This window comes from Solibacillus sp. FSL K6-1126, from assembly GCF_038003445.1.
Taxonomy (GTDB): Bacteria; Bacillota; Bacilli; order Bacillales_A; family Planococcaceae; genus Solibacillus; species Solibacillus silvestris.
The window spans coordinates 708,967-733,479 of the sequence record NZ_JBBOPD010000001.1 but is presented as its reverse complement, the minus strand read 5'-3'; the positions used below and the strand labels follow the sequence as shown (position 1 = coordinate 733,479).

The 24,513-nt window shown below is 40.8% G+C and carries 18 protein-coding genes and 1 riboswitch; of the genes, 3 read left to right on the top strand and 15 right to left on the bottom strand.

Features of this window, described 5'->3' with window-relative positions:
* Window positions 1-273: 273 nt before the first annotated feature.
* The 15 genes from rpoE to MHH44_RS03535 form a co-directional block, all read right to left on the bottom strand.
* Entirely contained in the window at window positions 274-858 is a 585-nt protein-coding gene (gene rpoE / locus MHH44_RS03605) for a DNA-directed RNA polymerase subunit delta (RefSeq protein ID WP_008404501.1), read from the bottom strand.
* Between the two features lie 511 nt (window positions 859-1,369).
* The gene (gene icmF, locus MHH44_RS03600; RefSeq protein WP_340797830.1) at window positions 1,370-4,612 is read right to left on the bottom strand and encodes a fused isobutyryl-CoA mutase/GTPase IcmF; all 3,243 of its coding nucleotides are present in this window, start codon (window positions 4,610-4,612) and stop codon (window positions 1,370-1,372) included.
* Between the two features lie 92 nt (window positions 4,613-4,704).
* Complete coding sequence (locus tag MHH44_RS03595; protein WP_340797829.1) at window positions 4,705-5,340, bottom strand: TetR/AcrR family transcriptional regulator; 636 nt, start codon at window positions 5,338-5,340, stop codon at window positions 4,705-4,707.
* Between the two features lie 3 nt (window positions 5,341-5,343).
* Window positions 5,344-6,480 carry an acyl-CoA dehydrogenase gene (locus tag MHH44_RS03590; protein WP_008404507.1) on the bottom strand — a complete coding sequence of 379 codons (1,137 nt, stop codon included), beginning with the start codon at window positions 6,478-6,480 and terminating at the stop codon, window positions 5,344-5,346.
* A 203-nt stretch (window positions 6,481-6,683) separates the two neighbouring features.
* Complete coding sequence (locus tag MHH44_RS03585) at window positions 6,684-7,820, bottom strand: acyl-CoA dehydrogenase (RefSeq protein ID WP_340797828.1); 1,137 nt, start codon at window positions 7,818-7,820, stop codon at window positions 6,684-6,686.
* A 9-nt stretch (window positions 7,821-7,829) separates the two neighbouring features.
* Entirely contained in the window at window positions 7,830-8,684 is an 855-nt protein-coding gene (locus tag MHH44_RS03580; protein ID WP_340797827.1) for a 3-hydroxybutyryl-CoA dehydrogenase, read from the bottom strand.
* Between the two features lie 13 nt (window positions 8,685-8,697).
* The gene (locus tag MHH44_RS03575) at window positions 8,698-9,888 is read right to left on the bottom strand and encodes an acetyl-CoA C-acetyltransferase (RefSeq protein WP_339263729.1); all 1,191 of its coding nucleotides are present in this window, start codon (window positions 9,886-9,888) and stop codon (window positions 8,698-8,700) included.
* Window positions 9,889-10,186: 298 nt separating this feature from the next.
* Window positions 10,187-12,475, bottom strand: a complete 2,289-nt coding sequence (locus tag MHH44_RS03570) for a (Fe-S)-binding protein (RefSeq protein ID WP_340797826.1) — start codon at window positions 12,473-12,475, stop codon at window positions 10,187-10,189.
* A 206-nt stretch (window positions 12,476-12,681) separates the two neighbouring features.
* A complete protein-coding gene (locus MHH44_RS03565; RefSeq protein WP_340797825.1) occupies window positions 12,682-13,242 on the bottom strand; it encodes a cob(I)yrinic acid a,c-diamide adenosyltransferase in 561 nt (186 codons plus the stop codon).
* Between the two features lie 102 nt (window positions 13,243-13,344).
* Window positions 13,345-14,811, bottom strand: a complete 1,467-nt coding sequence (locus MHH44_RS03560) for an adenosylcobinamide amidohydrolase (RefSeq protein WP_340797824.1) — start codon at window positions 14,809-14,811, stop codon at window positions 13,345-13,347.
* Complete coding sequence (locus MHH44_RS03555; protein WP_008404523.1) at window positions 14,811-15,809, bottom strand: FecCD family ABC transporter permease; 999 nt, start codon at window positions 15,807-15,809, stop codon at window positions 14,811-14,813. Before MHH44_RS03555 ends, MHH44_RS03560 begins: the two co-directional genes overlap by 1 nt.
* Window positions 15,802-16,749 carry an ABC transporter substrate-binding protein gene (locus tag MHH44_RS03550; protein ID WP_014824741.1) on the bottom strand — a complete coding sequence of 316 codons (948 nt, stop codon included), beginning with the start codon at window positions 16,747-16,749 and terminating at the stop codon, window positions 15,802-15,804. The genes MHH44_RS03555 and MHH44_RS03550 overlap by 8 nt, the downstream gene beginning before the upstream one ends.
* A gap of 141 nt (window positions 16,750-16,890) precedes the next feature.
* Window positions 16,891-17,078: riboswitch (cobalamin riboswitch) on the bottom strand.
* A gap of 117 nt (window positions 17,079-17,195) precedes the next feature.
* A complete protein-coding gene (locus MHH44_RS03545) occupies window positions 17,196-18,350 on the bottom strand; it encodes an acyl-CoA dehydrogenase family protein (protein ID WP_340797823.1) in 1,155 nt (384 codons plus the stop codon).
* A gap of 338 nt (window positions 18,351-18,688) precedes the next feature.
* The gene (gene argS, locus MHH44_RS03540; RefSeq protein WP_340797822.1) at window positions 18,689-20,356 is read right to left on the bottom strand and encodes an arginine--tRNA ligase; all 1,668 of its coding nucleotides are present in this window, start codon (window positions 20,354-20,356) and stop codon (window positions 18,689-18,691) included.
* 2 nt (window positions 20,357-20,358) lie between these two features.
* Window positions 20,359-20,796 carry a DUF1934 domain-containing protein gene (locus tag MHH44_RS03535; RefSeq protein ID WP_339263718.1) on the bottom strand — a complete coding sequence of 146 codons (438 nt, stop codon included), beginning with the start codon at window positions 20,794-20,796 and terminating at the stop codon, window positions 20,359-20,361.
* 194 nt (window positions 20,797-20,990) lie between these two features.
* On the opposite strand from MHH44_RS03535, the gene MHH44_RS03530 reads away from it, so the two are divergent.
* The 3 genes from MHH44_RS03530 (at window position 20,991) to MHH44_RS03520 (ending at window position 24,475) form a co-directional block, all read left to right on the top strand.
* Window positions 20,991-22,070 (top strand): GGDEF domain-containing protein, encoded by a 1,080-nt coding sequence (locus tag MHH44_RS03530; RefSeq protein WP_340797821.1) that lies wholly within the window; start codon window positions 20,991-20,993, stop codon window positions 22,068-22,070.
* A gap of 32 nt (window positions 22,071-22,102) precedes the next feature.
* Entirely contained in the window at window positions 22,103-23,182 is a 1,080-nt protein-coding gene (locus MHH44_RS03525) for a GGDEF domain-containing protein (RefSeq protein ID WP_340797820.1), read from the top strand.
* 237 nt (window positions 23,183-23,419) lie between these two features.
* Window positions 23,420-24,475 carry an acyltransferase family protein gene (locus MHH44_RS03520; protein ID WP_340797819.1) on the top strand — a complete coding sequence of 352 codons (1,056 nt, stop codon included), beginning with the start codon at window positions 23,420-23,422 and terminating at the stop codon, window positions 24,473-24,475.
* Window positions 24,476-24,513 lie beyond the last annotated feature (38 nt).

Here is a 24,513-nt window from a genome sequence, read left to right as displayed (position 1 = left end):
TGAAACTACCAATCATCGGGAATTTTCTCCATCCCCTCGGATTATTAGTTGAACCCTCTGGATTTTACGGGGAGTTGATCTCCCGCGGAGTCTTACCACCCGTTAATGAGGGATTAAAAACGCCTGAAAAAATAAAAAACGCTCCTCCTGCACTATTTTGCAGGGGGAGCGTATAACTTATACGGTCAATCTCCTTTTTAAAGGAGCCCAAGTAAAAGATTATACGGAACTGAAATAGAAGTCAAGCACTTTCAATTTCCAATGTGAAAATACTTATTTTAACTCTTCGTCTTCTTCGTCTAGCTCTTCATCTATTTCTTCTTCATCATCATCCTCGATAATAAATGTATCATCTTCATCGATTAGTTCTTCATCGATGTCAGGATCGATTTCTTCAATGTCTTCTTCAACGAAGTCGATGTCCTCATCCACTTCTTCCTCTTCTTCTTCGTCGTCAACGAATTCATCGTAATCTTCCTCGAATAAAACATCCTCTTCTTCAAGGTCGATAACTTCATCTTCATCTTCGTCGTCAACAGCTTTTGCTTTCTTCTTACGTGTCTTAATTGTTGGCGCTGTTTCTTCTTCGATTGTTTCTACTTTATACCACTCACGTAAACCCCAGCCATTTTCTTGGTTTAATAAAAAACGGCCTTCTACGTTTAAGTCAGTATAAAATTGCACTAAACGTGATTTTAAATCTTCATCCGAAATCCCATTTAATGCTTGAATACCTTTTAATAATTCATTTAATGGCATTGCTTGTTTTTTATCTTCTAATAGTGCGTATGCTAAGTCGATTAATGACTCTTCTGCTAATTGTTCATCTGTCATACCACGAAAGTTCAAATCGTGCACGTCCTTTCCATCCTTACATGTCTATTTATCAATTACGACTCGGCGTAATTGCGTCTGGATTCGTCTTCCAAATCCTTACCATCTGCCGAAGATCTTATACCCGTTCTGCTGTTGCTTGTACAACAACTGGATGGATATAAGCATAATACCCATTATATACAAACATGCTATCACTATGCTAGTTTCATTTCTTGTTTTTTAAATTTGTTACTTTTTTATAGGCAACATAAAATAAAATAAAGGATAAAAGCAGCAAAGGGATTGCTGCTAATTGTCGGTTATATAAAAAGAAGGTTGCAATTAGGCATGCTAAAATTAAAATATAATGTACATACTGTTGCACTATTGCGCACCTTCCTTCATCAGATCGTCCATGTATTTACTAGTATAACGAAAATTTCCGCACTCGTGGTATTCTAAGTTCATTTTTTTGCTTTTTTTTCAAATAACTAAGTAAAAAAGGCTTGTTATTAAGTTGTTTTCTGCAAGCTGCAAACAACAAATCTATCCCTTACATATTACGGCGGTATTGGCCTCCTACTTCATAGAGGGCCTGAGTAATTTGGCCAAGGCTCGCTACTTTAACTGTTTCCATTAGTTCTTCAAAAATATTGCCGCCTGTTTTTGCGACTTCTTTTAATTGATCTAGCGCTTTTTGACTATTGTCCGCATTCGCTTCTTTAAAGCCTGCCAAGTTTGCAATTTGTAGATCTTTTTCTTCTTTAGATGCACGTGCAATCTCCATGTTATTGATCGCTTCTTCAGATGTCGGATTCGGGTTTAAATATGTGTTCACGCCAATAATCGGCAGTTGTCCTGAATGTTTTAAATGCTCATAGTGCATCGATTCTTCTTGGATTTTTCCGCGTTGATACTGTGTTTCCATCGCACCAAGTACCCCGCCGCGATCATTCATGCGGTCAAACTCTTCCAGCACCGCCTGCTCTACTAGTTGTGTAAGCTCTTCGATAATGAACGCCCCTTGTAACGGGTTTTCGTTTTTCGATAAGCCGTGTTCCTTTGTAATAATCATTTGAATCGCCATCGCGCGGCGTACCGATTCTTCTGTAGGTGTAGTAATTGCCTCATCGTATGCATTTGTATGCAGTGAGTTACAGTTGTCCTGCAATGCCATCAATGCCTGCAGTGTTGTACGAATATCATTGAAATCGATTTCCTGTGCATGCAGACTGCGGCCCGAAGTTTGAATATGGTATTTCAGCTTTTGCGAGCGGTCATTTGCGCCGTACTTTTCACGCATGACAACAGCCCAGATGCGACGTGCTACACGACCGATGACTGTATATTCAGGGTCAAGACCGTTCGAGAAGAAGAAACTTAAGTTCGGTGCAAAATCATCGATATTCATACCACGGCTTAAATAATATTCAACATACGTAAAACCGTTTGCCAATGTAAATGCAAGCTGCGAAATCGGATTCGCTCCTGCTTCGGCGATATGGTAGCCTGAAATGGATACCGAGTAATAATTTCTTACTTTATGATCGATGAAATATTGTTGGATATCGCCCATCATACGCAGCGCAAATTCTGTTGAGAAGATACATGTATTTTGCCCTTGATCCTCTTTTAAAATATCCGCCTGTACGGTACCGCGCACTACTTGCAATGTCTGTTCACGCGTTTCTGTAAATTCTTCCACCGTTAAAGTACGGCCCAACTCCTGTTCACGCTTTTGTACTTGCTGGTCGATTGCTGTATTCATAAACATTGCCAAAATAATTGGCGCAGGTCCGTTAATCGTCATCGATACAGATGTAGAAGGTGCACATAGATCGAAGCCTGCATAAAGTTTTTTCATATCATCCAATGTACAGATGCTTACGCCAGACTCCCCTACTTTTCCGTATATGTCAGGACGTGTATGAGGATCTTCCCCATATAACGTTACTGAATCAAATGCCGTCGATAAACGCTTTGCATCATCATCTTTAGATAAATAGTGGAACCGTTTATTTGTACGCTCAGGAGTCCCTTCACCCGCAAATTGACGTTTCGGGTCTTCACCTTCTCGTTTGAACGGGAAAACACCTGCTGTATAAGGGAATTCACCTGGTACATTTTCTTTATACACCCAGCGTAAAATTTCACCGTAATCTTTAAAGTTCGGCAACGCGACTTTCGGAATCTTCAAGCCTGACAGAGACTCGGTACGTAAAATGGTTTTAATCTCCTTATTACGCACTTTCGTAATGAGTTCGTCGCCAGCGTAAGCTTCTTTTAATGCATTCCAATTTTTCAGTATACGCTTCGACTCCGCAGTTAATTCATTTTGAACCCCTTCCAGTAAAGAATCAATTGATGCAGTTAATGCTGTTTCACTTTCCGGAAGCAGTGCTTTCGTTCCTTCTAGCTGATACCACTTCGTTGCCAGTAATGCCTGCTGTTCCGCATGCTTATGATAATTTCTGATCGTTTCCGAGATTTCGCGCAAGTAATAGCGACGGTCATTCGGAATAACGATGTTTTGTTTTTGCGTTTTCACAAATTGCTCATACGAAGTTTCCCAATCTAATCCGAACTTCTCATTAATTTTCGCTACAAGAGCCGCAAATAATGAGTTCGTCCCTAAATCGTTGAACTGCGAAGCGATTGTCCCGAATACAGGCATATGATCAAGTGGTTCTTCCCATAGTTCACGTGAACGCTGGAATTGTTTCTGAACTTGACGCAATGCATCCTCAGAACCTTTTCGTTCAAATTTGTTGATCGCAATCAAATCTGCAAAATCGATCATGTCGATTTTTTCAAGCTGTGTCGGTGCACCGAATTCGCTCGTCATTACATACATCGAAAGGTCTGTATGTTTCGTAATTTCAGCATCCCCTTGCCCGATACCACTTGTTTCAACAAGGATTAAATCAAATCCTGCTGTGCGTACAACATCGAGTACATCACCAATCGAACTTGATAATTCCGTATGTGAGCCGCGTGTTGCCAAACTGCGCATGTAAACGCGATTATTAAAGATGGCATTCATACGGATACGGTCACCTAATAAAGCCCCGCCTGTTTTTTGTTTTGTCGGGTCAACCGATATAATGGCAAGCTTCTTATCCGGGAATTCTTGCAGGAATCGGCGGATAAGTTCGTCTGTCAGCGAAGATTTCCCTGCGCCGCCTGTACCGGTAATCCCAATAACCGGTGTGTTTAAGCTTTTAGTTCGTGCAAGCTGCAGCATTTCTTCAATTTCTGCATCCCCGCCAACTTCGGCAGCTGTAATTAAATTCGCCAAAATTTCCGGCGTATCGGTCGAAAGTTTTTCTAAAAGTTCTTTGTAATTTCCTTTTAGTGTAGAAAAATCTGCACCTTCAAGCTTTTTGTTTATCATCCCTTGTAAACCTAATTGGCGCCCATCTTCCGGTGAAAAAATGCCGGCAATGCCATAATCATGCAGTTCCTTAATTTCGCGCGGCAATATTACACCACCGCCGCCACCGTAAATTTTAATATGTGGTGCCCCTTTTTCGCGAAGCAGATCGTACATATATTTGAAATATTCAATATGACCGCCCTGATATGAAGATAGCGCCACCCCTTGCGCATCTTCCTGTATTGCAGCATTAACCACTTCCTCTACAGAACGGTTGTGGCCTAAATGAATGACTTCAGCCCCACTTGACTGTAAAATTCGGCGCATAATATTTATTGAAGCATCATGCCCATCAAAAAGGCTCGATGCTGTGACAAAGCGAATATGATTTTTTGGTTTGTATACTTCAGTTTTCCCCATTTTAATAACCCCTTTGTTATGTTGGAATAATGAAAAATCGCCATACGAAGCAAACTGTTTAACTAGTTGCTCTACATGGCGATTCTCCTTTCCTAATTTTCAAACTGCATAATGCCTTGTAAAAACATTGTTGTTTGCAAATTTATATATTGATCGATCGTGTATCGTTTTTGCAGTGCCCATTTGCGGAATGCCCAACTTTGCCCCTGTACGACGATGTGGTTTGCTGCTAAATAGATTGCATCTTCAGAAAGCGATAAATTACCAGCTTCCACACAGTCCTTTAATATGCGTTCAAAAATAGCGACCATTTCAAGTTCTTTATCGAGAATGTAATGCATCGCAGCTTTTTGCAATGACTTCGTTTCTTGATACATAATCGTAAACTCCTCAGGCATTTGATCAATCAGTAAATAATAATGACGGATCGCCTGTTTCAAACCTTCGATTGTACCTGTATCGGACGTGAAATCGGTTAAGCATTTCGTTACTTCATTGAAGATATTGTCGCAAACTAAAAATAAAACATCTTCTTTTGTACGAATATATTCATATAAAGTCCCGATAGAAAAACCGGCTGCTTTTGCAAGTTCCCTTGTAGTTGCACGGTGGAAGCCTTTTTCTTTGAAAAGCTTCACACCGGCATCGATAATTTGCTGACGGCGGGCAATAATTTTATTTTCATCTTTTATTGACGATTGGACGTGCAGCTTATCATTTTTCGCCATAGGCTATTTCGTGATCATACGCGAAATTACAAGGCGTTGGATTTCTTGTGTACCTTCATAAATTTGCGTAATCTTCGCATCGCGCATATAACGCTCTACCGGGTAATCTTTCGTATAGCCATAGCCGCCGAAAACCTGAACAGCTTCTGTCGTTACTTTCATCGCTGTATCACCCGCAAGCAGTTTTGCCATCGCCGATGCTTTTCCGTATGGTAAGTCATTTGATTCCAACCATGCCGCCTGGTACGTCAATAAACGTGAAGCTTCAATTTCTGTTGCCATATCCGCTAACTTGAATGATATCCCTTGGTTTGCAGTAATCGGCTTGCCGAACTGAACACGCTCTTTTGCATAATCAACCGCTGCATCCAATGCGCCCTGTGCAATCCCAACCGCTTGTGCTGCAATTCCGTTACGTCCGCCATCAAGCGTTTTCATCGCGATAATGAAACCTTGACCTTCTTCACCTAGTACGTTTTCTTTCGGTACACGGCAGTTGTCAAAAATGATTTCAGTCGTTGGAGATGAACGAATTCCTAGTTTCTTCTCTTTTTTCCCTACAGAGAAGCCTGGGTAGTCCGCTTCAACGATAAAGGCAGTCGTACCATTTTTCGCTTCCGGATCTGTTACCGCAAATACGACATAAATATCTGCCACTCCACCATTTGTAATGAAGATTTTCGAACCGTTTAAAATATAGTCGTCCCCGTCTTTTACGGCATATGTTTTCATTCCGCCTGCATCACTGCCTGAACCTGGCTCTGTTAAACCGTAAGCACCGATCTTCTTACCTTCTGCCATTGGACGAAGATATTTTTGCTTTTGCTCTTCATTTCCAAATTTGAAAATCGGCCAGCCTGCAAGTGATGTATGTGCTGACAATGTTACCCCTGTCGATGCACAAACACGTGATAATTCTTCAACTGCGATACAGTATGCCAAGTAGTCAAACCCTGCTCCGCCGTATTCTTCCGGCCAAGGAATACCTGTTAAGCCTAGCTCGGCCATTTTATCGAAAATGCCTCGGTCGAATTCTTCGTGCTCATCGCGGTGCTCTGCTGTTGGTGCTACTTCATTGATTGCAAAATCGCGAATCATTTCGCGTAATTGTTGGTGTTCTTCTGATAATTGAAAGTTCATATCCCTATATCCCCTTTAAATTAGATTACCCGTTGATTTCCGTTACGGTTACGCTTTCCGCGGGCACGAGGCCAACACGGATGTTGGTCACAAAAGCGTTGCCACAGGACGTGGCGTTCTTAGCTTTTGTTCCTAGTCTCTGGCGTCGTGCTTTTCCCGCTGGAGTCGAACCTCCACTTCAATCAACAATATTTTTAAGTACGTCACCCCATCACATTCTTACTAATAACGATGCGCTGGATTTCGCTTGTGCCTTCGTAAATTTGTGTAACTTTTGCGTCGCGGAAATAGCGTTCCACCGGATAGTCTTCGGTATAGCCGTAGCCGCCTAATATTTGTACGGCTTCTATCGCTGTATCCATCGCTGTTTGAGAAGCAAACAGTTTTGCCATCGATGCTTCTTTTCCGCATGACAGCCCTTCACTGCGCATGTTGGCAGCTCGGTAGACGAGCAGTTTCGAAGCTTCCACTGCTGTTGCCATATCGGCAAGCTTGAAGCCGACCCCTTGCTGCTGGGCAATTGGCTTTCCGAACTGTATCCGCTCTTTTGCATAGGCAGTTGCCGCTTCCAATGCTGCTTCGGCAATTCCTAAACTTTGAGCTGCAATGCCGATTCGTCCTACATCCAAGTTGGCCAATGCAATTTTAAAGCCATCCCCTACTTGCCCGAGCAAGTTTTCTGCAGGAACGCGCATGTTTTCAAATGTAAGCTGAACCGTACGAGAACCGTGAAGACCCATTTTTCGCTCGTCTTTTCCGATTATCAGACCTGGTGTATTTTTCTCTACGATAAATGCGGAAATCCCCCGAGAACCTGCTTCCGGATCGGTAGAAGCAAAGACGATATACACATCGGCTTCCCCACCATTTGTAATAAACACTTTTGCGCCGTCCAGCACATAATGTTCGCCGTCACGAACTGCCCGAGTTTTCAGTGAACCTGCATCACTACCGGCACTTGGCTCTGTTAAACAAAATGCTCCGATCGATTCTCCACTTGCTAGCTTCGGTACATACTTTTTCTTTTGTTCTTCATTGCCGAAATATAATATCGGATTTGTGCCGACTGAAGTATGCACTGATAAAATAACACCCATTACCGCACTTACTTTCGACAGCTCATGAATCGCTATAATGTAGGAAGTAAAATCCATTTCCGCCCCGCCATATTCAGCAGGTGCAGTAATTCCCATCAGACCAAGCTCACCCATTTTCGTCAGCAAATGCCTCGGAAACTCTCCCGCTTCCATTTGCTCGATAAACGGTTCAATTTCGGTTTTAGCAAAATCACGAACCATGTTACGCATCATCAACTGCTCATCAGTAAATTGTAAATTCATAGAAGTCCCTCAGCTTTCGTATATGTAGAACCCTCGACCGCTCTTTTTGCCTAACCAGCCGGCTGCCACATATTTGCGTAATAACGGACATGGACGATACTTACTGTCACCTAGTCCTTCGTGTAAAATTTCCATAATCGACAAGCATGTATCCAACCCGATAAAATCAGCTAATGTTAATGGACCCATCGGATGGTTCATCCCCATTTTCATCACATCGTCAATTGCTTCTTTCGACGCTACGCCTTCATACAATGCATAAATTGCTTCATTGATCATTGGCAATAAAATACGATTTGAAATAAAGCCCGGGAAATCATTTACTTCCACACCTGTTTTCCCCAGCTGCTTTGTCATTTCAGCAACCGTTTCATACACTTCATCCGCTGTTGCCAATCCGCGAATAATTTCAACAAGCTTCATGACTGGAACCGGATTCATGAAGTGCATACCAATTACTTGCTCAGGTCGTTTTGTCACTGCCGCAATTTCGGTAATCGGTAAACTCGATGTATTCGTCGCTAAAATGGCATGCTTAGGTGCAATTTCATCAAGCTGCTTAAAAATCGATTGTTTAATATCCATGTTTTCAACTGCCGCTTCAATGATAATGTCCGCGTCTTTTGCATCTTCAATCGTCAATGATTTAGTAATTCGAGCTAAAACAGCAAATTTTTCTTCTTCTGTTTTACGGCCCTTTTCAACATCGCGTGCCAAATTTTTCGTTATGGTATTTAAACCGCGTTCGAAAAATTCATCCTTCATATCATTCAAAATGACTTCATAGCCTGCCTGTGCACAAACTTGTGCGATCCCGGAACCCATTTGCCCTGCGCCGATGACCATTACTTTTTGAATTGCCATTTATTTCATCCCCTTAGTTTGTTACTTCGATTAATACCGCGTCCCCTTGACCGCCGCCAGAACAAATAGCCGCAATTCCTAGACCGCCCCCACGACGCTTCAGTTCGTAAGCGAGTGTTAATATAATACGGGCACCACTTGCTCCAATCGGATGTCCTAAAGCTACGGCACCCCCGTTAACATTTACTTTGCTCTCATCCAGTCCGCTAATTTGATTGCTTACAAGAGCAACCGCTGCGAATGCTTCATTAATTTCGATTAAATCAATGTCTTCCAATGTTTTGCCAGATTTTTTTAGCAACTCATTTATTACAAGTCCCGGTGTTTGCGGGAAATCTTCAGGTGCTACCCCTACTTCCGCATGCGCGAGAATTGTTGCAAGTGGCTGACGGTTTTCCTGATGTGCTTTTTCTTCACTCATTAGTACTAGTGCACATGCTCCGTCATTCACACCTGGGGCATTACCAGCTGTAATTGTACCGTCACTGCTGAATGCCGACTTTAATTTTGTTAGCGTTTCCAATGTTGTCCCTGCTCGCGGTGCCTCGTCCGTCTCAATACGAAGTGGTTCGCCTTTACGCTGTGGAATTTCCACTGCTACGATTTCCTCTGCAAATTTCCCTGAGTCCATTGCCGCCAATGCTTTTTCATGGCTACGTACCGCCCATGCATCCTGCTGTTCACGAGAAATCTCAAACTTGTTCGCTGTGCTATTACCGTAAATGCCCATATGCACTTGTTTCGGATGGAAGGCACAAGACAAACCATCATAAATCATGCCATCTACTAAACTAGCATCTCCCATACGCAAACCAAATCTACCTTTTGGCATATAGTACGGTGCGTTTGACATCGATTCCATTCCACCTGCCACGATTACTTCTTCGTCCCCTAATCGAATAAGCTGATCGGCAAGAGTAACACTGCGCATGCCTGAAGCACATACTTTGTTAATTGTTTCGGTTTTCACATTCCAAGGAATTCCCGCTTTTGTTGCAGCTTGCCGTGAAGGGATTTGCCCCTGCCCCGCCTGCAATACGGTTCCAATAATGACTTCATTTACCTCATCTGCTGATACATTGGCCTTCACCAATGCTTCTTTAATTGCAATTCCGCCTAAGTCACTTGCTGTTAATGAACTTAATGCGCCACCAAATTTACCGAATGGTGTTCGTGCGCCGTCTAAAATAACTGTTCTCGACAATCCATACACCCCTTTGTTTGAATTAATCCGAATTTTTTACATCGTCATCCGTATTGTGAAGTTCCTGCAGGCTATTAATCTATTAGTAACGATCCCCATCATTTACTAATAGAAACACTGTTTGCAGTCTGTAATTAGTAATTCGACTGAACGCTCGCTCAATCAATATTTAGAAAAAAATGAGAGTATTTACTACTCTCATTTCTTCGCTTACTTTCATTGTATTAAAACCAATTTGAATTCGCAACAAATTATTCAAATATACTGACTATAAATTTTATTCTCGTTAATTCTATTTTTACTTGTTTTGATCGTTATTTTCATTTTCAGCAGGTGCCGTATCTGTTGCCACTTGCTGCTCTTCTGTAAGTGATGAAGTTTCAACTGCTGATGCTTGTTTCTCAACTTCAATCGGTTCTACAGGTGCAGCAACTGTTTCTTCTACTACTTCTTCTTGCACTTGTTGAACTTGCACTTTTTCCGGTGTTCCGAATACTGCACGCTCTAAAATTTCAGCAATATCGTAAGTGCCTACTGTATCTTCCACTTCTTTTGCTTTCGTTCCATCCGAAAGCATTGTTAAACAGTAAGGACAGCCTGAAGAAATAACCGATGCCTGTGTTGCAATTGCCTGTTCTGTACGTGCAACGTTAATACGGTTTCCGACATGCTCTTCCATCCACATTAAGCCACCGCCTGCACCACAGCACATACCGTCTTCACGATTACGCTCCATTTCAACTAGCTTCACGCCTGCAATACCTTTTAAAATTTCACGTGGCGGGTCGAATACATCATTATAGCGTCCTAAGTAACATGAATCGTGGAATACAATCGTTTCATCCACACGGTAATCCATTGTTAAACGGCCTTCCTGAATCAGATCGTATAGTAATTCTGTATGGTGAAGTACTTCACCTTTCCAGCCGAAATCCTGATACTCATTTTTGAAAATGTTGTATGCGTGCGGGTCAATCGTTACAATTTTCGTCACGCCATTTTTCTCAAATTCGTCAATGTTGGCTGTTGCAAGCTCCTGGAACAAGAATTCGTTACCTAAGCGGCGTGGTGTATCTCCAGAGTTCTTTTCTTTGTTACCTAAAATGGCAAACTTAACGCCTGCTTTATTCATTAATTTAGCGAATGCCAATGCAATTTTTTGTGAGCGGTTATCAAATGAACCCATTGAACCGACCCAGAATAAATATTCCATTTCTTCGCCTGATTTTTTCAATTCTTTTACTGTTGGAACGTGTACTGTTTCGTCCATTTCTCTCCAGTTTTCTTTTTCTTTACGGTTTAAGCCCCATGGATTCCCTTGGCGCTCAATGTTTGTCATTGCGCGTTGGGCATCCGGATTCACTTTACCTTCAGTCATTGTTAAATAACGTCGTAAATCAATAATTTTATCAACATGCTCATTCATTACCGGACATTGATCCTCACAGTTACGGCATGTTGTACAAGCCCAGATTTCTTCTTCTGTAATAACATCGCCGATTAATGACGGGCTGTAAATGTCTTCAATTACTGCACCTTCAGCACCAGCAGCCATTGCCAATTGGTTACCTTGTGTATTATTAAAGAATGAGAATGGTACCCAAGGCTTTTTCTTTAGCTCAACTGCACCGGTAAATGTTAGATGGTCTCGTAATTTTACGATCAGGTCCATCGGTGACAGCATTTTTCCTGTACCTGTTGCCGGACACATATTCGTACAACGTCCACATTCTACACATGCATACAGATCAAGCATTTGCTTTTGCGTGAAATCGTGAATTTTTCCGACTCCAAGCGGCGGCATACTTTCTTCATCTTCCGCTTCTTCCAATGCAGCAAAATCGATTGGACGTAATGTGCCAATACGGTCTTGACGGTTGTAATAAACGTTGAAAATCGACGTAATTAAGTGGAAGTGCTTACCTTGCGGGATATAAACAAGGAATGCTAATAACGCCAACAAGTGTGCCCACCACATAACGAAGAACAAGACAGCAGCAATCGTCGGATTCATCCACTGGAATACCCAGGCAATTGCAGATGCTACTGGTTCAGAACCTGTTAAACTATGTTCCTGCCATATTAAATAAAAGCCGTTGCCAAATAATGTGGCAAACATCAGGATTGCTAAAAACATATACACTAAGCCATTTTTAAAACCTTGCTTTAAACGCGCAAGCTTTTCCATATAACGACGGTAAAATGCAACCGCAACTGCGATTAAAATTGTTAGTACAACTAACTCCTGTGTAAATGTAAATACCGGATACAGGCCGCCGAGCGGTAAATGTGAACCTGGCGCCAGACCTTTCCAGATTAAATCGATTGCTCCGAACTGAACCATTAAAAATCCATAGAAAAACAGAACGTGTACAAGACCCATCTTTTTATCTTTTAATAGTTTTGACTGGCCGAATACTTTCTCGACAATATCCGACATACGTTCAGAAAATTTGTGATTGAACTCTTCTTTGCGACCAAGCTGAATGTAGTCATAACGTGTTTTCAACAAATATGCGAATAACCCCAGCGCATAAAGTAACACGGCGAAAAATGCAATCCAGTTAATGATTAAAAATGTATTCATCCTTTTCCCCCCTAGAATACGAAGCTTTAAACCCCTTTGTTTATCTCATACACCCCGATAAACTATTTTTCCATATTAAACTATAAACCCATTGTAATAATGAATGAGCATTCAGTCAACAGATTTCGTCATTTATTCTGAAAATTAAATCAAAATATAAAAAATGCTAGTTAGACGATTTTTCCGTCTTAACTAGCATTTTTCGTTTATTTAAATACGTCGCCACTACGAATATATTCGACATCCTGAATCGATAATCGATAGTTTACAACACGTGCTGCAGCAAATAAATAATCCGATAATCGGTTTAAATATTTTTGTACAACTGGTGAAACATCTTCAATTTCTTTCATTAAAGATACAGTTTCGCGTTCCGCACGGCGGGCAACTGTTCGAGCGATATGCAGAGTAGCTGCTGCAGGTGCTCCCCCTGGTAAAATGAAACGTTTTAATGGTGGAGCTTCTTCGGAAAGTACATCGATACGGTTTTCCAAAACAGTGATTGGTTCTTCGGTAAGTTTGTAATGGCGTTCTTTCATTACATTTGCCAAGTCCCCGCCTCCATCAAACAATTCATGTTGAATGGCTGTTAAGTCGTCAATCAAATCCTTGAACTTTTCTTGCTCCAATTCACTGACAGCTTTACCGATAAATGAATTCAGCTCATCAATTGTCCCGTATGCTTCAACACGCAGATGGTCTTTATCAACACGTCCTCCAATAATGCTCGTCTTTCCTGTATCGCCTTGCTTTGTATATAATTTCATCCATCATCACCCTTTCGATTTAGTATTCTAGAATTTTTGAAAATTTCCTTTAAGTATATTGACACTCTTTTTCCATGCGTAAGCTTTTTCCTTTAAGGTTTTTCATTTATTATAATGCTGTTTATATTTCTTAATCGCTTCGATCGTCACTTCAAAAACGGCCCGGCCGATCAGTTTGCCGATTTCTGTAATAGGTCCGGCATACGGCATTTCTTCACCTTGTTGGGTAGCGGCAATTAATAAACTGTCCGTTGCGGTGCTTGTTGCTATCGTATTTGTTACTGCATCTTTTATTTGCTGATCTGCCAATGCTTTCGTTTTGGCTTCTGTTGCCGTAATCATCGCCTGAATAAATGCTTCATCTGTCAGCTTACCATTAATGATTACCCATGTATTAATCGTACCAATATGTGGCTCTTCTTCGCGCAAATATGTTTTCGTAACGTCAACACTGTTGCCTACCCCTGCTGTTACCATGACAAGGATTTCTGCATTATTTTTCGAAAAATGACGAATTGCCGCGCAGCTTGTTTCCACGGCTGTCAGCATGACGACCGTATTTGTTGGAGAAAACTTGCGCTCTTTCAAAAAATGCTCCGTTTCCTCTTTCACATTATAAATATCGTATTCAGGAGCAATGGAACGGTTGAGTAATGTGTCATACCAGCCTATGCCGGCATTATGAACAGCTGATGAAATTACTTTTAGCGGTGCCTGTGCCTGATATTCGATATAGTCTTTAGTTATTTGAAACTTGTTGATATGGATTGCCGCAGCTTTTCTTTCCATTTCATTCGTTGGCAGCATCGTAATTTGCGGTTTTGGCAGTTCCGGATGGGGATATGTCGCAATTCGAGCCTGATACACATCGGCAATCTGCTCTTGCAGCACGACTTCATGCGGTTCACCAAACGCCCGTACTTCACCATTTTCCAATAGCAGCAGCTCATCACAATAAAGCGATGCCAAGTTAATATCATGGAAAATCGAGACAACTGTCAGCCCATGCACCTCAACTTGCATTCGAATCATATCCAAAATCTGCTTTTGATGCGCGATATCCAAATGGTTTGTCGGTTCATCCAATAGAAGCAGCTCCGAATTTTGTGCAAGTGCCTGTGCAATAAATACCCGTTGCTGCTCGCCGCCGGATAAAAACTCCAAGTATTGATTTTTATATTTCGAAACACCTGTGCTTTCCATCGCCCGCTGTACCGTCGTTTCATCTTCTTCCGTCCAAGATGAAAAAAAACCGCTCTGATGAGGGTAGCGTCCTAACGAAACCGCATCATATACACTGTTCGTAAATGCGCTTGCATTTAATTGAGGGAGTACGGCCATCTTTTTCGCTAATTGCTTGTTATCATAACTTTTAAGCGGTTTCTCTTCAATGAAAATTTCGCCTGTTTCACATTTCAGCACACCACTGATCATCTTCAGTAATGTCGATTTTCCGCTACCGTTTGGACCAAGAATCCCGAGAATTCTTCCTTTTTCCACGTGAAACGTCATATTTTTCACAACCGTTTTCCCACCGTAACCGCCGGATAGATTATTTACTTTTAACATTATGCAACAACCTTTCTACGTTGCTTGAAGAAGATATAGGCAAAGACGGGTGCTCCAATAAAGGAAGTAATAACACCAATCGGCAGTTCAATAGGGGAAATAATTGTACGTGATACTAAGTCACAAATGACGAGCAGGCTTGCACCGTTCAAAAACGACAATGTCAATAAATGTCGATGGTCTGCTCCGATTAGCAGGCGAATCATATGCGGTACTACTAATCCGACAAATCCAATTGTCCCGGATGCAGCAACAGCCGCTCCTGTTAGAATGGAACCACCCGCCAATATCATATACTTGCTGCGCTTAACATTTACCCCTAAATACTGGGCACGCTCTTCTCCATAAATCATCGCATTCAATTCACGGCGAGTCAGCCAAATAATTGCCGTTCCAAGCACCATAAATGGCAGAACCATCCGGACATATGGCCACCCTCGCATCGATACACTTCCTAGAAGCCAGCCGATGATTTCTCGTAGCTGTTCACCAGTAAGTGCGACCATTAAGGAAATACAGGACCCTAAAAACGAGCTGAAAATAATTCCCGTCAAAATCAGTGTCTCCATTTTCATCGAGCGGTCAACAAGTCTGGCAAATGTCAGGACGATGATCATCGTACATGCAGCTCCAGCCATACTGAATACCGGCAATGTGAATACACCGAGCACCGGTATGGAAATGCCTAAAAAGATTGTCATTACCGCACCTACCGAGGCCCCTGATGAAATACCTAATGTGTATGGATCTGCCAAAGGGTTTTTAAGCAACCCTTGGAATGCTGCCCCCGCAATTGCTAAAGAAGCCCCGATTAATGCGGCTAAAATGACGCGTGGCATTCGGATTTTCCACAAAATACTGTATGCAACCGGATCTGTTGTTTTATCCCACAATGTCGAAAACGGAATATTAACAGACCCGAACGAAATGCCAATCCATATACTGCTTAAAAGCAATCCAATCGATAGTACATAGGCGATTGAATATTTTTTATTCATTGAATACCTCTGGATAAATTGCTTCCCCAATTGATTCAATACCTTCTACAATACGCGGACCTTGTCGACTTGTCGTATCGCTATCGACTAATTTCACATTGGCGTTTTTCACAGCATCCATTTCTGCATATGCATCATTTTCCTCGATTGCTGCCAAGTCGTTTTCATATGTTACTAAAATGATATCCGGATTGCTCTTTACAAATTGCTCCGAGCTGTACTGCGGCCACCCGAGTTCCGGAACGGCATTTTCTACATTTAATACTTCAAGCATTTCACTAATGAACGTCTCCTGTCCAGCAACATATAGTTGCGGATTTGTCCCAACAACAACAAATACGGACTTCTCTTCCAGGTCGGCTACTTTCACTTCAATTTCTTCAATCCCCTCTTTAATGGAGACGATCATTTCTTCTGCTTCTTTTTCTTTATTCGTCAGATTGCCAATTTGTTCGATTGTTTCATATGTTTCTTCAAATGTTTTCGCATCTTTTACAACAAATACAGGAATTCCTACTGATTCAAGCTGAGCAATCGCCTGTTCATTGAAGCTGTACAATCCCGATTCATGTGCGACAACTAAGTCGGGCTGCAGGCTGATTATTTGTTCTAGATTAAATTCCATGCCGCCAACTGATTCTTTAGATAATGCTTCTTCAGGATATGTATCATTGTCGTTCACAGCGATAATTTCATCGTTTAACCCTAGTCCGAATAAAATTTCCGTATTGGATGGAGCCAATGTAATAATGCGCTCTGGTGCTTTTTCAAGCGTGATTTCTTTGTCCAAGGCATCTTTTATAGTTACCGGGAATTGTGCTGCTTCAGTTACTTCTGTATTGTCTTTTGCTGATTGTTCATCTGTTGCTTTTTCCGAGTTGCATGCCGCCAATGTTAATGTAAGTAATGCTGCGGAAGATAGCAGTTGCCATTTTTTCAAAATAATAACCTCCAAAATTTCGTTGTATAATTTTCTACAAAAATAAAAAGCTTCCTACTAAAAATGAAGGAAGCTTTACGTATGCAAATAAAATTCAATGGAAAAAGAATTTATCCGCCACATCCTATCCTCGTAGGTTTATTTTAGGGCATTATAAAGGCAGGTCTCCTGGCTTATGCATAACGTTGTAAGCGCCTTCCCGAAAGTTTTTCAGTGGCATACTGCTCTCAACTAGCATTTACAGTGGCGGGACCGCATCGGAATTGCACCGATTTCCCTTTTACTCCTTACTCTATCAGTGAGCAAGAACCTTTATCGTCCATATAAAATTAATAGCTCTATTATAGCTGATATTCAGAAAAATGTGTGCTCAATCGCCAAAGTTTCAGATAATTCTTCTTATTTCGCTGAAATTACGAATAAAAGAACTGCTTACCCCTTTGCTTTTAAGCTTTTTCAATTGCCGTTTCAGCTAAACGTTTAATCGTAATGTCATCCATTGGCGGGTTGTGCAGACCTGCACGGACATCACGGTAATAGCGTTGAAGCGGATTTGATCTTTGCAGGCTTTTTGCCCCAACAAGACGCATCGCTTTATCGACAACTTCGATTGCTGTATTTGTCACTACATGTTTCGCAATATTGATTTCATTGACTAGTGTCGCCTTTTTAATCGGGTCATTATATAGTCCCGCAACTCCGTAAAGCGTAAAGCGTGCTCTCGTCAACGCCAAATCCATTTCGCCAATCAGCGTTTGTACATTTGGCAGCTGGGCAATCGTTCCTTGAATACTGTTCGGGGAATGGCTATTCGCAAAATTAACTGCGTAATCGCGTGCAGCCTGGGCAATACCTAAATAGGTTGCCGGGATAAGCAGCAACCAGCCGTTCAGTTTAAATCCGGTTGAATAATTCGGTAATTCCACTAAGTTTGTTTTATCAACTCGTACATTATCGAGCACTAAATCATCGCTTCCCGTACCACGCATTGATGCAACATCCCATGTATTTTCGACCGATACCCCTTCAGCCGTTTTCGGAACGAGGAAAAATCCTAGCTGTCCCTCATCTTCAATCCATGCCGAAACTAAAAAATAGTCGAGGTCCGGTGCACCGCTCGTATAGTTTTTACGTCCATTAATTACATAATAATACCCATCACGTTTTGCTGAAGTTCCCGGACGTCCGCCACGTACTGGACTTCCCATTGCAAACTCGCTTACCGCACGATTGACTGTCGCGCCATTTGCAACCTGTTTACCAAACCAGTCGAGCTTTTGTTCATCCCAGTAACGATTTTCGAAAATCTCGCCTACATTTTGAATTGTCCAAGAAACAGCCAGCCCGGTGCTTCCGCAATAGCTCGCCAATGTTTCCTGCAGTAATAGCGCATCATAGACTGTGAAGCCATCCCCGCCATATTCCTTTGGCAGCGTTATTTTTGTATAGCCGATTTCACGCAGCTTCCGGAAATTTCCAAATGGAAATGTTGCTTGTTCATCTGTTTGCTGAGCATTTACTTTCACGCTCTCTGATATTGTTTCTAACTTTTTCAGCCATTGTTGCTGCTCGTCGGTTTGAATAAATAATTCCTTGCTCATGGAAAGCACCACCTCATATTTATTGTCCTGTATATAGAAGTCAAATTTAATAGTACGTTTCGGGAAATTACAAGTCAATAGATATCCCCAGTTCCTTTATAGGGATTACACTAGATGCGTTTCCCTGTTTTGTAATTGGAAGGTTTGCTGGCGGAATTGGAACAAATTACGGAAAAAGGAGAACTGATTCAACTTAATGTGGAAAATAGCACCTCAAAAGGAGAACTGTTGCTCTCGAAACGTAAAACGAATCACGCTTAAAGTAGAAATCTCACAATCCTCAAAGAAAAAACACCCTATTTTCGTATACAGAAAATAGAGTGCTTTAAATAGTTGAATTACATTTTTTCAGGTGCGCTTACGCCGATTAGTTTCAGTGCATTCGCCAATGTTGCTTTTACTGCTGTGATTAATGCTAAACGAGCTTCTGTCAGCTCTTTGTTATCCTGGTTCAATACTTTTTCTGCATTGTAGAAGCTATGGAATGCAGCTGCCAAGTCTTGAATATAGTTTGCGATACGGTGTGGTGTGCGGTGTTTTGCTGCATCTGCCACAATTTGCGGGAATGCGCCGACTTTTTTCAGTACATCTTCTTCTTTTTCTGCTACTAGCAAGTTCAGGTTTTCCAATGAAGCTTCGAAACCTTGCTCGTTAGCTGCACGTAAAATCGATGAAATACGCGCATGTGCATACTGTGCATAATATACTGGGTTTTCGTTCGATTGTGATACCGCTAAGTCTAAATCGAAGTCCATATGTGAATCCCCTGCCGTTTTAACGAAGAAATAACGTACAGCATCCAAGCCCACTTCTTCTACTAACTCACGCATCGTTACAGCATTACCTGTACGCTTACTCATTTTGAATTTCTCACCGTTTTTGTACAGCTGAACCATTTGGATAATATCTACTTCCAATGTGCCGCGGTCATAGCCAAGTGCTTCGATTGCCGCTTTCATACGTGGAATATAGCCGTGGTGGTCAGCACCCCAAATATTGATCAGTTTATCAAATCCACGACGCAGTTTGTCTTCATGGTAAGCGATGTCCGGTGTTAAATATGTGTATGAACCATCGTTTTTAATTAATACACGGTCTTTATCATCACCGAATGTTGTTGAACGGAACCAAGTTGCGCCGTCTTCATCAAACACATGACCATTTGCTTTTAGTTTGTCTAACGCTACATCGATTTTACCGTTTTCATATAAAGATGTTTCTGAATACCAAACATCGAATTCAACACGGAAGTTTTTAAGGTCGTTTTGCAGTTTTGCCAATTCCAGTTTCAAGCCGTGCTCACGGAAAAATTTAAAGCGTTCTTCATCAGACTTGTCCAAAATCGTCGCACCGAATTCTTCAGCCAGCTTACCAGCGATTCCGATAATATCCGGACCGTGGTATCCATCTTCCGGCATTTCTGCATCCATTCCTAACGCTTGCTTATAACGTGCTTCCAAAGAATACGCCAAGTTATTAATTTGGTTACCGGCATCATTAATATAATATTCACGTGATACATCAAAACCAGCAAAATCCAGTACATTACACAATGAATCGCCTACAGATGCACCGCGCGCATGTCCTAAATGCAAGTCACCAGTCGGGTTAGCAGATACGAACTCGACTTGTACTTTTTCTCCTGCGCCTGCAATTGAACGACCGTAGTTTTCGCCTTGTTCAAATGTAGCTGTAACTACACTTGCCAAGAAGTCTTTACGTACTGTGATATTCATGAAACCTGGTCCGGCAATTTCAATCTTCTCAATATCTGTACCTTCAGTCGTTAAATGCGCTAAAATTGCTTCAGCTATTGCACGTGGTGGCTTCTTCGCCAATTTTGTCAATTGCATTGCGATATTTGTTGCGAAGTCTCCGTTTGCTTTATCCTTTGGTGTTTCTAAATGAATATTGATTTCCGTGCCTGCTTCTACTAGGCCTGCTTGATCGATTGCCGCTTTGAGTGCTGCTTTAATCGATTGCTGTAATTGTTCTACTGCGTTCATCGTTATACCTCCGTAAATTGAATATCTAATTTGTAATGGCCAACTGAGTTGCCACCTATGATAAGGTCATATTGCGTTTTAAATTGCCCTGACACTTTTTCGCTTTGTACTACTTCTATGGCTAACTGATGTGTATCGGTAACAAGAGGTAATGAGCCGAATGGACTTTCATAATGACCATTCTCGCGTAAGTCCGGATTTAAAGGCAAACGCATGTTCACACCGCCTTTTCGCATAATAAACGAATTCGCTTCATTCAGTTTAATCGTCGTTTGAATTTGCAGATCCTCCTGAACTTCCTCATAGCGCAGATAATGACTGTTCCCTTTTTCCACACAACTGCCTTCAAGCCACATTTCATATTGTTCAAGCTCGCCCTCGGTTGGAATGATTGAGGAAACTAGTTTAATTTTGACTGTTTTCCCGCTCTCGTTCGCCATAGCAGTCAGCTCCTATACATATATTTCTATAACCTTTTTATTATAGGATAAGTATATCTCTTTAAGCAACAACGAACTTAACTTTGCGCTTACTCCCTCAATCATCTTGATTTGGACAATTTTCCTTCAATTCCACTATTTTTATAGCAATTTCCGTTCATAACAGTAATGATTAGTGTATAAAGGAGCTTATTATGTTAATCGAATTACTATCTTACTTCTGTATATTATTTACGTTTACACTTTTAATTTATTGGCCATTTATCAACTACTTTAGACAGACACCATTCATCAGTCGAACGAAGCCTTATGTAATTGGATTGAAGTTTGGTGTAACCGGCCTTGTGCTGACATTCTCTGCTGTTCACCTTACGAATGATTTCATGATGAACATTCAGTATATTCCGGTGTTATACAGTGGTCTTTTAGGCGGGCCATTTGCTATTCTGATCAGTGGTCTGATTATAGGAATCGGACTTTTTTTCCTGCCATATTTGGCATGGGTACCGATGTTCCTGAATATTAACTTTATTGTACTTGTTCTGATATTATTCTTTGTCACAAGTAAATATAAAATGACGCAAAAAAATATATTTTTATTTTTTTGGGGATGCTTTATTGAAACATTTATCGCATTATTTCTCGGGCTTTGCTTCCATACTAAAAGCTATGAATACTTATTGCTTTATGGCATCTTTACGATTTTTTCATTTTATTTCATTTACTTTGTCATTCGCCAAATAAAACTTGCCAATGATACTGTACAACAGACCACTCATTTGAAAAAGATCGATTTTTTGACACAGTTGCCAAACAATAAGGAAAATGAGAAATTTGTCAAAAACCTGATGAAAAAGAAAACCTCTTTCAATTTATTGCTCGTCGATATTCGGGATTTTAAAATGATAAATTTACGGCATGGTTTTTCTACAGGTGATCTTGTTATTAAACAACTTGCCCAACACTTGATGGAATATGCCAATAAAAATGGAGCATATGTTGGCCGATTAGGCGGTGAGGAGTTTCTTCTCGTATTAAAGGATGTACCTCCTGCTATTGCGATTGTAGAGGCCAATAATCTAATTAATATGATTGCCCAACAGCCGTTCGAAGTATCCCAAGATTTATCTTTACATATTTCTGTTACGGTTGGAATTAGTTCATTTCCTGATAATGGGGAAACATCTTTGGAGCTCCTGGAAAATTTAGTTATGGCAAAACAGCAGGCAAAAACAAAACTATCTTCTTATTTCCATATAAATAATCTAAAATAAGGGGTAACGATACATTACCAAGGGGTGATGCCATGTTTTTGGAGCTGACAATCAACTTTTCGATTCTATTTTGCTTTACGATTTTAATTTTCTGGCCTTTTATACAATATGAAGATAATCCTTTCATCCATAAATACAAGTCCATTATCGTCGGTGTGACATTCGGATGTGCCGCCTTTATTTTAACTGCATTGGCTACTCCCTATGCTCACGGTATGCTAATAAACAATCGGATTATATTTGTACTTTTTAGTGGTTTGCTTGGAGGACCTGTTTCAATTTTCATTACAGGTTTTATGATTGTGATCAGTCGGTATGTTTTATTGTACACATCAGTATTGTCGTTCATTATCATGCTGAATACTTTAGTAGTGACAGTCATTACATGTTTTTTCGCATTCAAACGTCCGATTACCTATCAAAATTTACCGGTCTATTTTTTCGTTATAACGATCGAACACATTATCGTCCTCATTATTTATGACCGTTTTCAAATAAATAATCTGTTCTATTTAATCCTTTACTTTGCTGTTTCGACCATCACTTTTTTTGCAGTCAGAAAAATCTTAATGCAGCTTGAACATAAAAATAAACAAATCAGACAAATATACGCAATGCGGAAAACGGATTTGCTTACACAGCTGCCGAATAATATTGCGATTGAGCAGAAGTTATTATCATTTGTGAATGCAAAAATTCCATTTGAGCTCCTTCATATCGATATTCGTCAGTTTCGTGAATTGAATTATATGTATCACTATAAAGCTGGCGATGAGGTGCTTGTCCAAGTCTCAAAACTAATGAAAGACCAGCTGCCGAAAAATGCGCTGATCGGGCGAATTGATAGTGATGAGTTTTATGTCGTGCTGCCGCATTTGGTACCTGCAGAAGCGGTTACTTTAGCCAACGCAATCAATAAAGCTGTACAGCAGCTCACTTTTGAAAATTATCCATCCAGTCAGCTCGTTCTTGCAATTGGAATCTGTTCTTTTCCGCAAAATGGACAGAGCGTTAAAGAGCTTTACCGCTTTTCATACGAAGCCTTATTGAGAGCAAAGCATCAGGCAAATATTCAGATCTGCCACTACAACCAGATGAAACAGCGATACTAAAAAGGTGTGTTAAAAGTTTTCAAGACTTTTAACACACCTTTTTTCTTATTTTACCAAGCCTAAATTTCCATTTTGTAAAATGAAGTGAATTTCTTTTATGATTTATGACACCATAAGAATCCTTTATATCCGTGATTTACCGTTTATTTAACAATTACATAACGATGCTGTTACATTGCGCTATTCACACGAAAAGAGGGTATATAATGGGAGCATATTTTTTTAAGAGGTGGATTAATGAAGAAAAAACGGATAACGTGGGTGGATATTACGAAAGGATTCTTAATGATCCTTGTCGTCATCGGGCATTATCCAGGTGAGCTCGACTTTCCACTCGCGAAATATATTTATTGGTTTCATATGCCAGCATTTTTCATATTAAGCGGTTTGTTCTTTAAGCCGATTTTAGATAAAAAGGAGATAAAGCCGACGATTCACAAGCGTTTTATGCAATTAATCGTCCCTTACCTATTTTTCCTTGCAAGTATTACACTAGTCCGTTATGGAATGGAGATTTTTTCAGGCAATTGGAATTTAGAATGGTATCTTAATGATTTATGGACACTTGTCATAGGGGGGCGTTTTGTTCGAGGAGCATATGGTGTTTTCTGGTTTGTGACGACATTATTCTTCACCTACCTGTTATTCATGTGGTTGACGACCTACTTCAATCGGAAGAAACAGTTTATCATTCTAGGGCTCTTTTATGTTCTCGGAAATTTTGAGAGCATCGTCGCTATGAAAGTCATCGGCGGCAAACCCTCCGAAGCAGCGCAATCGATTCCAATGATTTGGAACCTCGATGTGGCGCTGATGGCAATCATCTATTTTGCAATCGGGTATTATTTCAAACATCTATGGATGGATATTTCAAAACGATGGATGAGTACGGCCTTGTTCCTGAGTGCAACGGCGGTATTGCTTGATCGAATTAATATCATCGATTACCGATTGAGTATGAAGTTCTTACGGTATGACCATTTTATATTAGATTTAGTCATTCCCATATCATTTACAATTGTATTAGTAGGATGCTTCCAGTTGCTCGCAGCAAAACTGTCGATTAACTGGCTGCAGAAAATAGAAAATCACTCGCTTTCCATTATGTATTTGCATATATTTGCAGATATTATACTAAATGATTATTTCACGTATGGGCTTATTGGTTACACAACGATCGGGATATTCATTCCTATCATTGTTTCAATTTTAATCAAAAATTTGCTACCGAACGGAAAAATTCTGCTTGGTGGGTTTTCAAACAAGAAAGAAAAGACACCGATTCCGACGTAAAAAAAGCTGGACCTCATCTCCGAGGTTCAGCTTTTTTA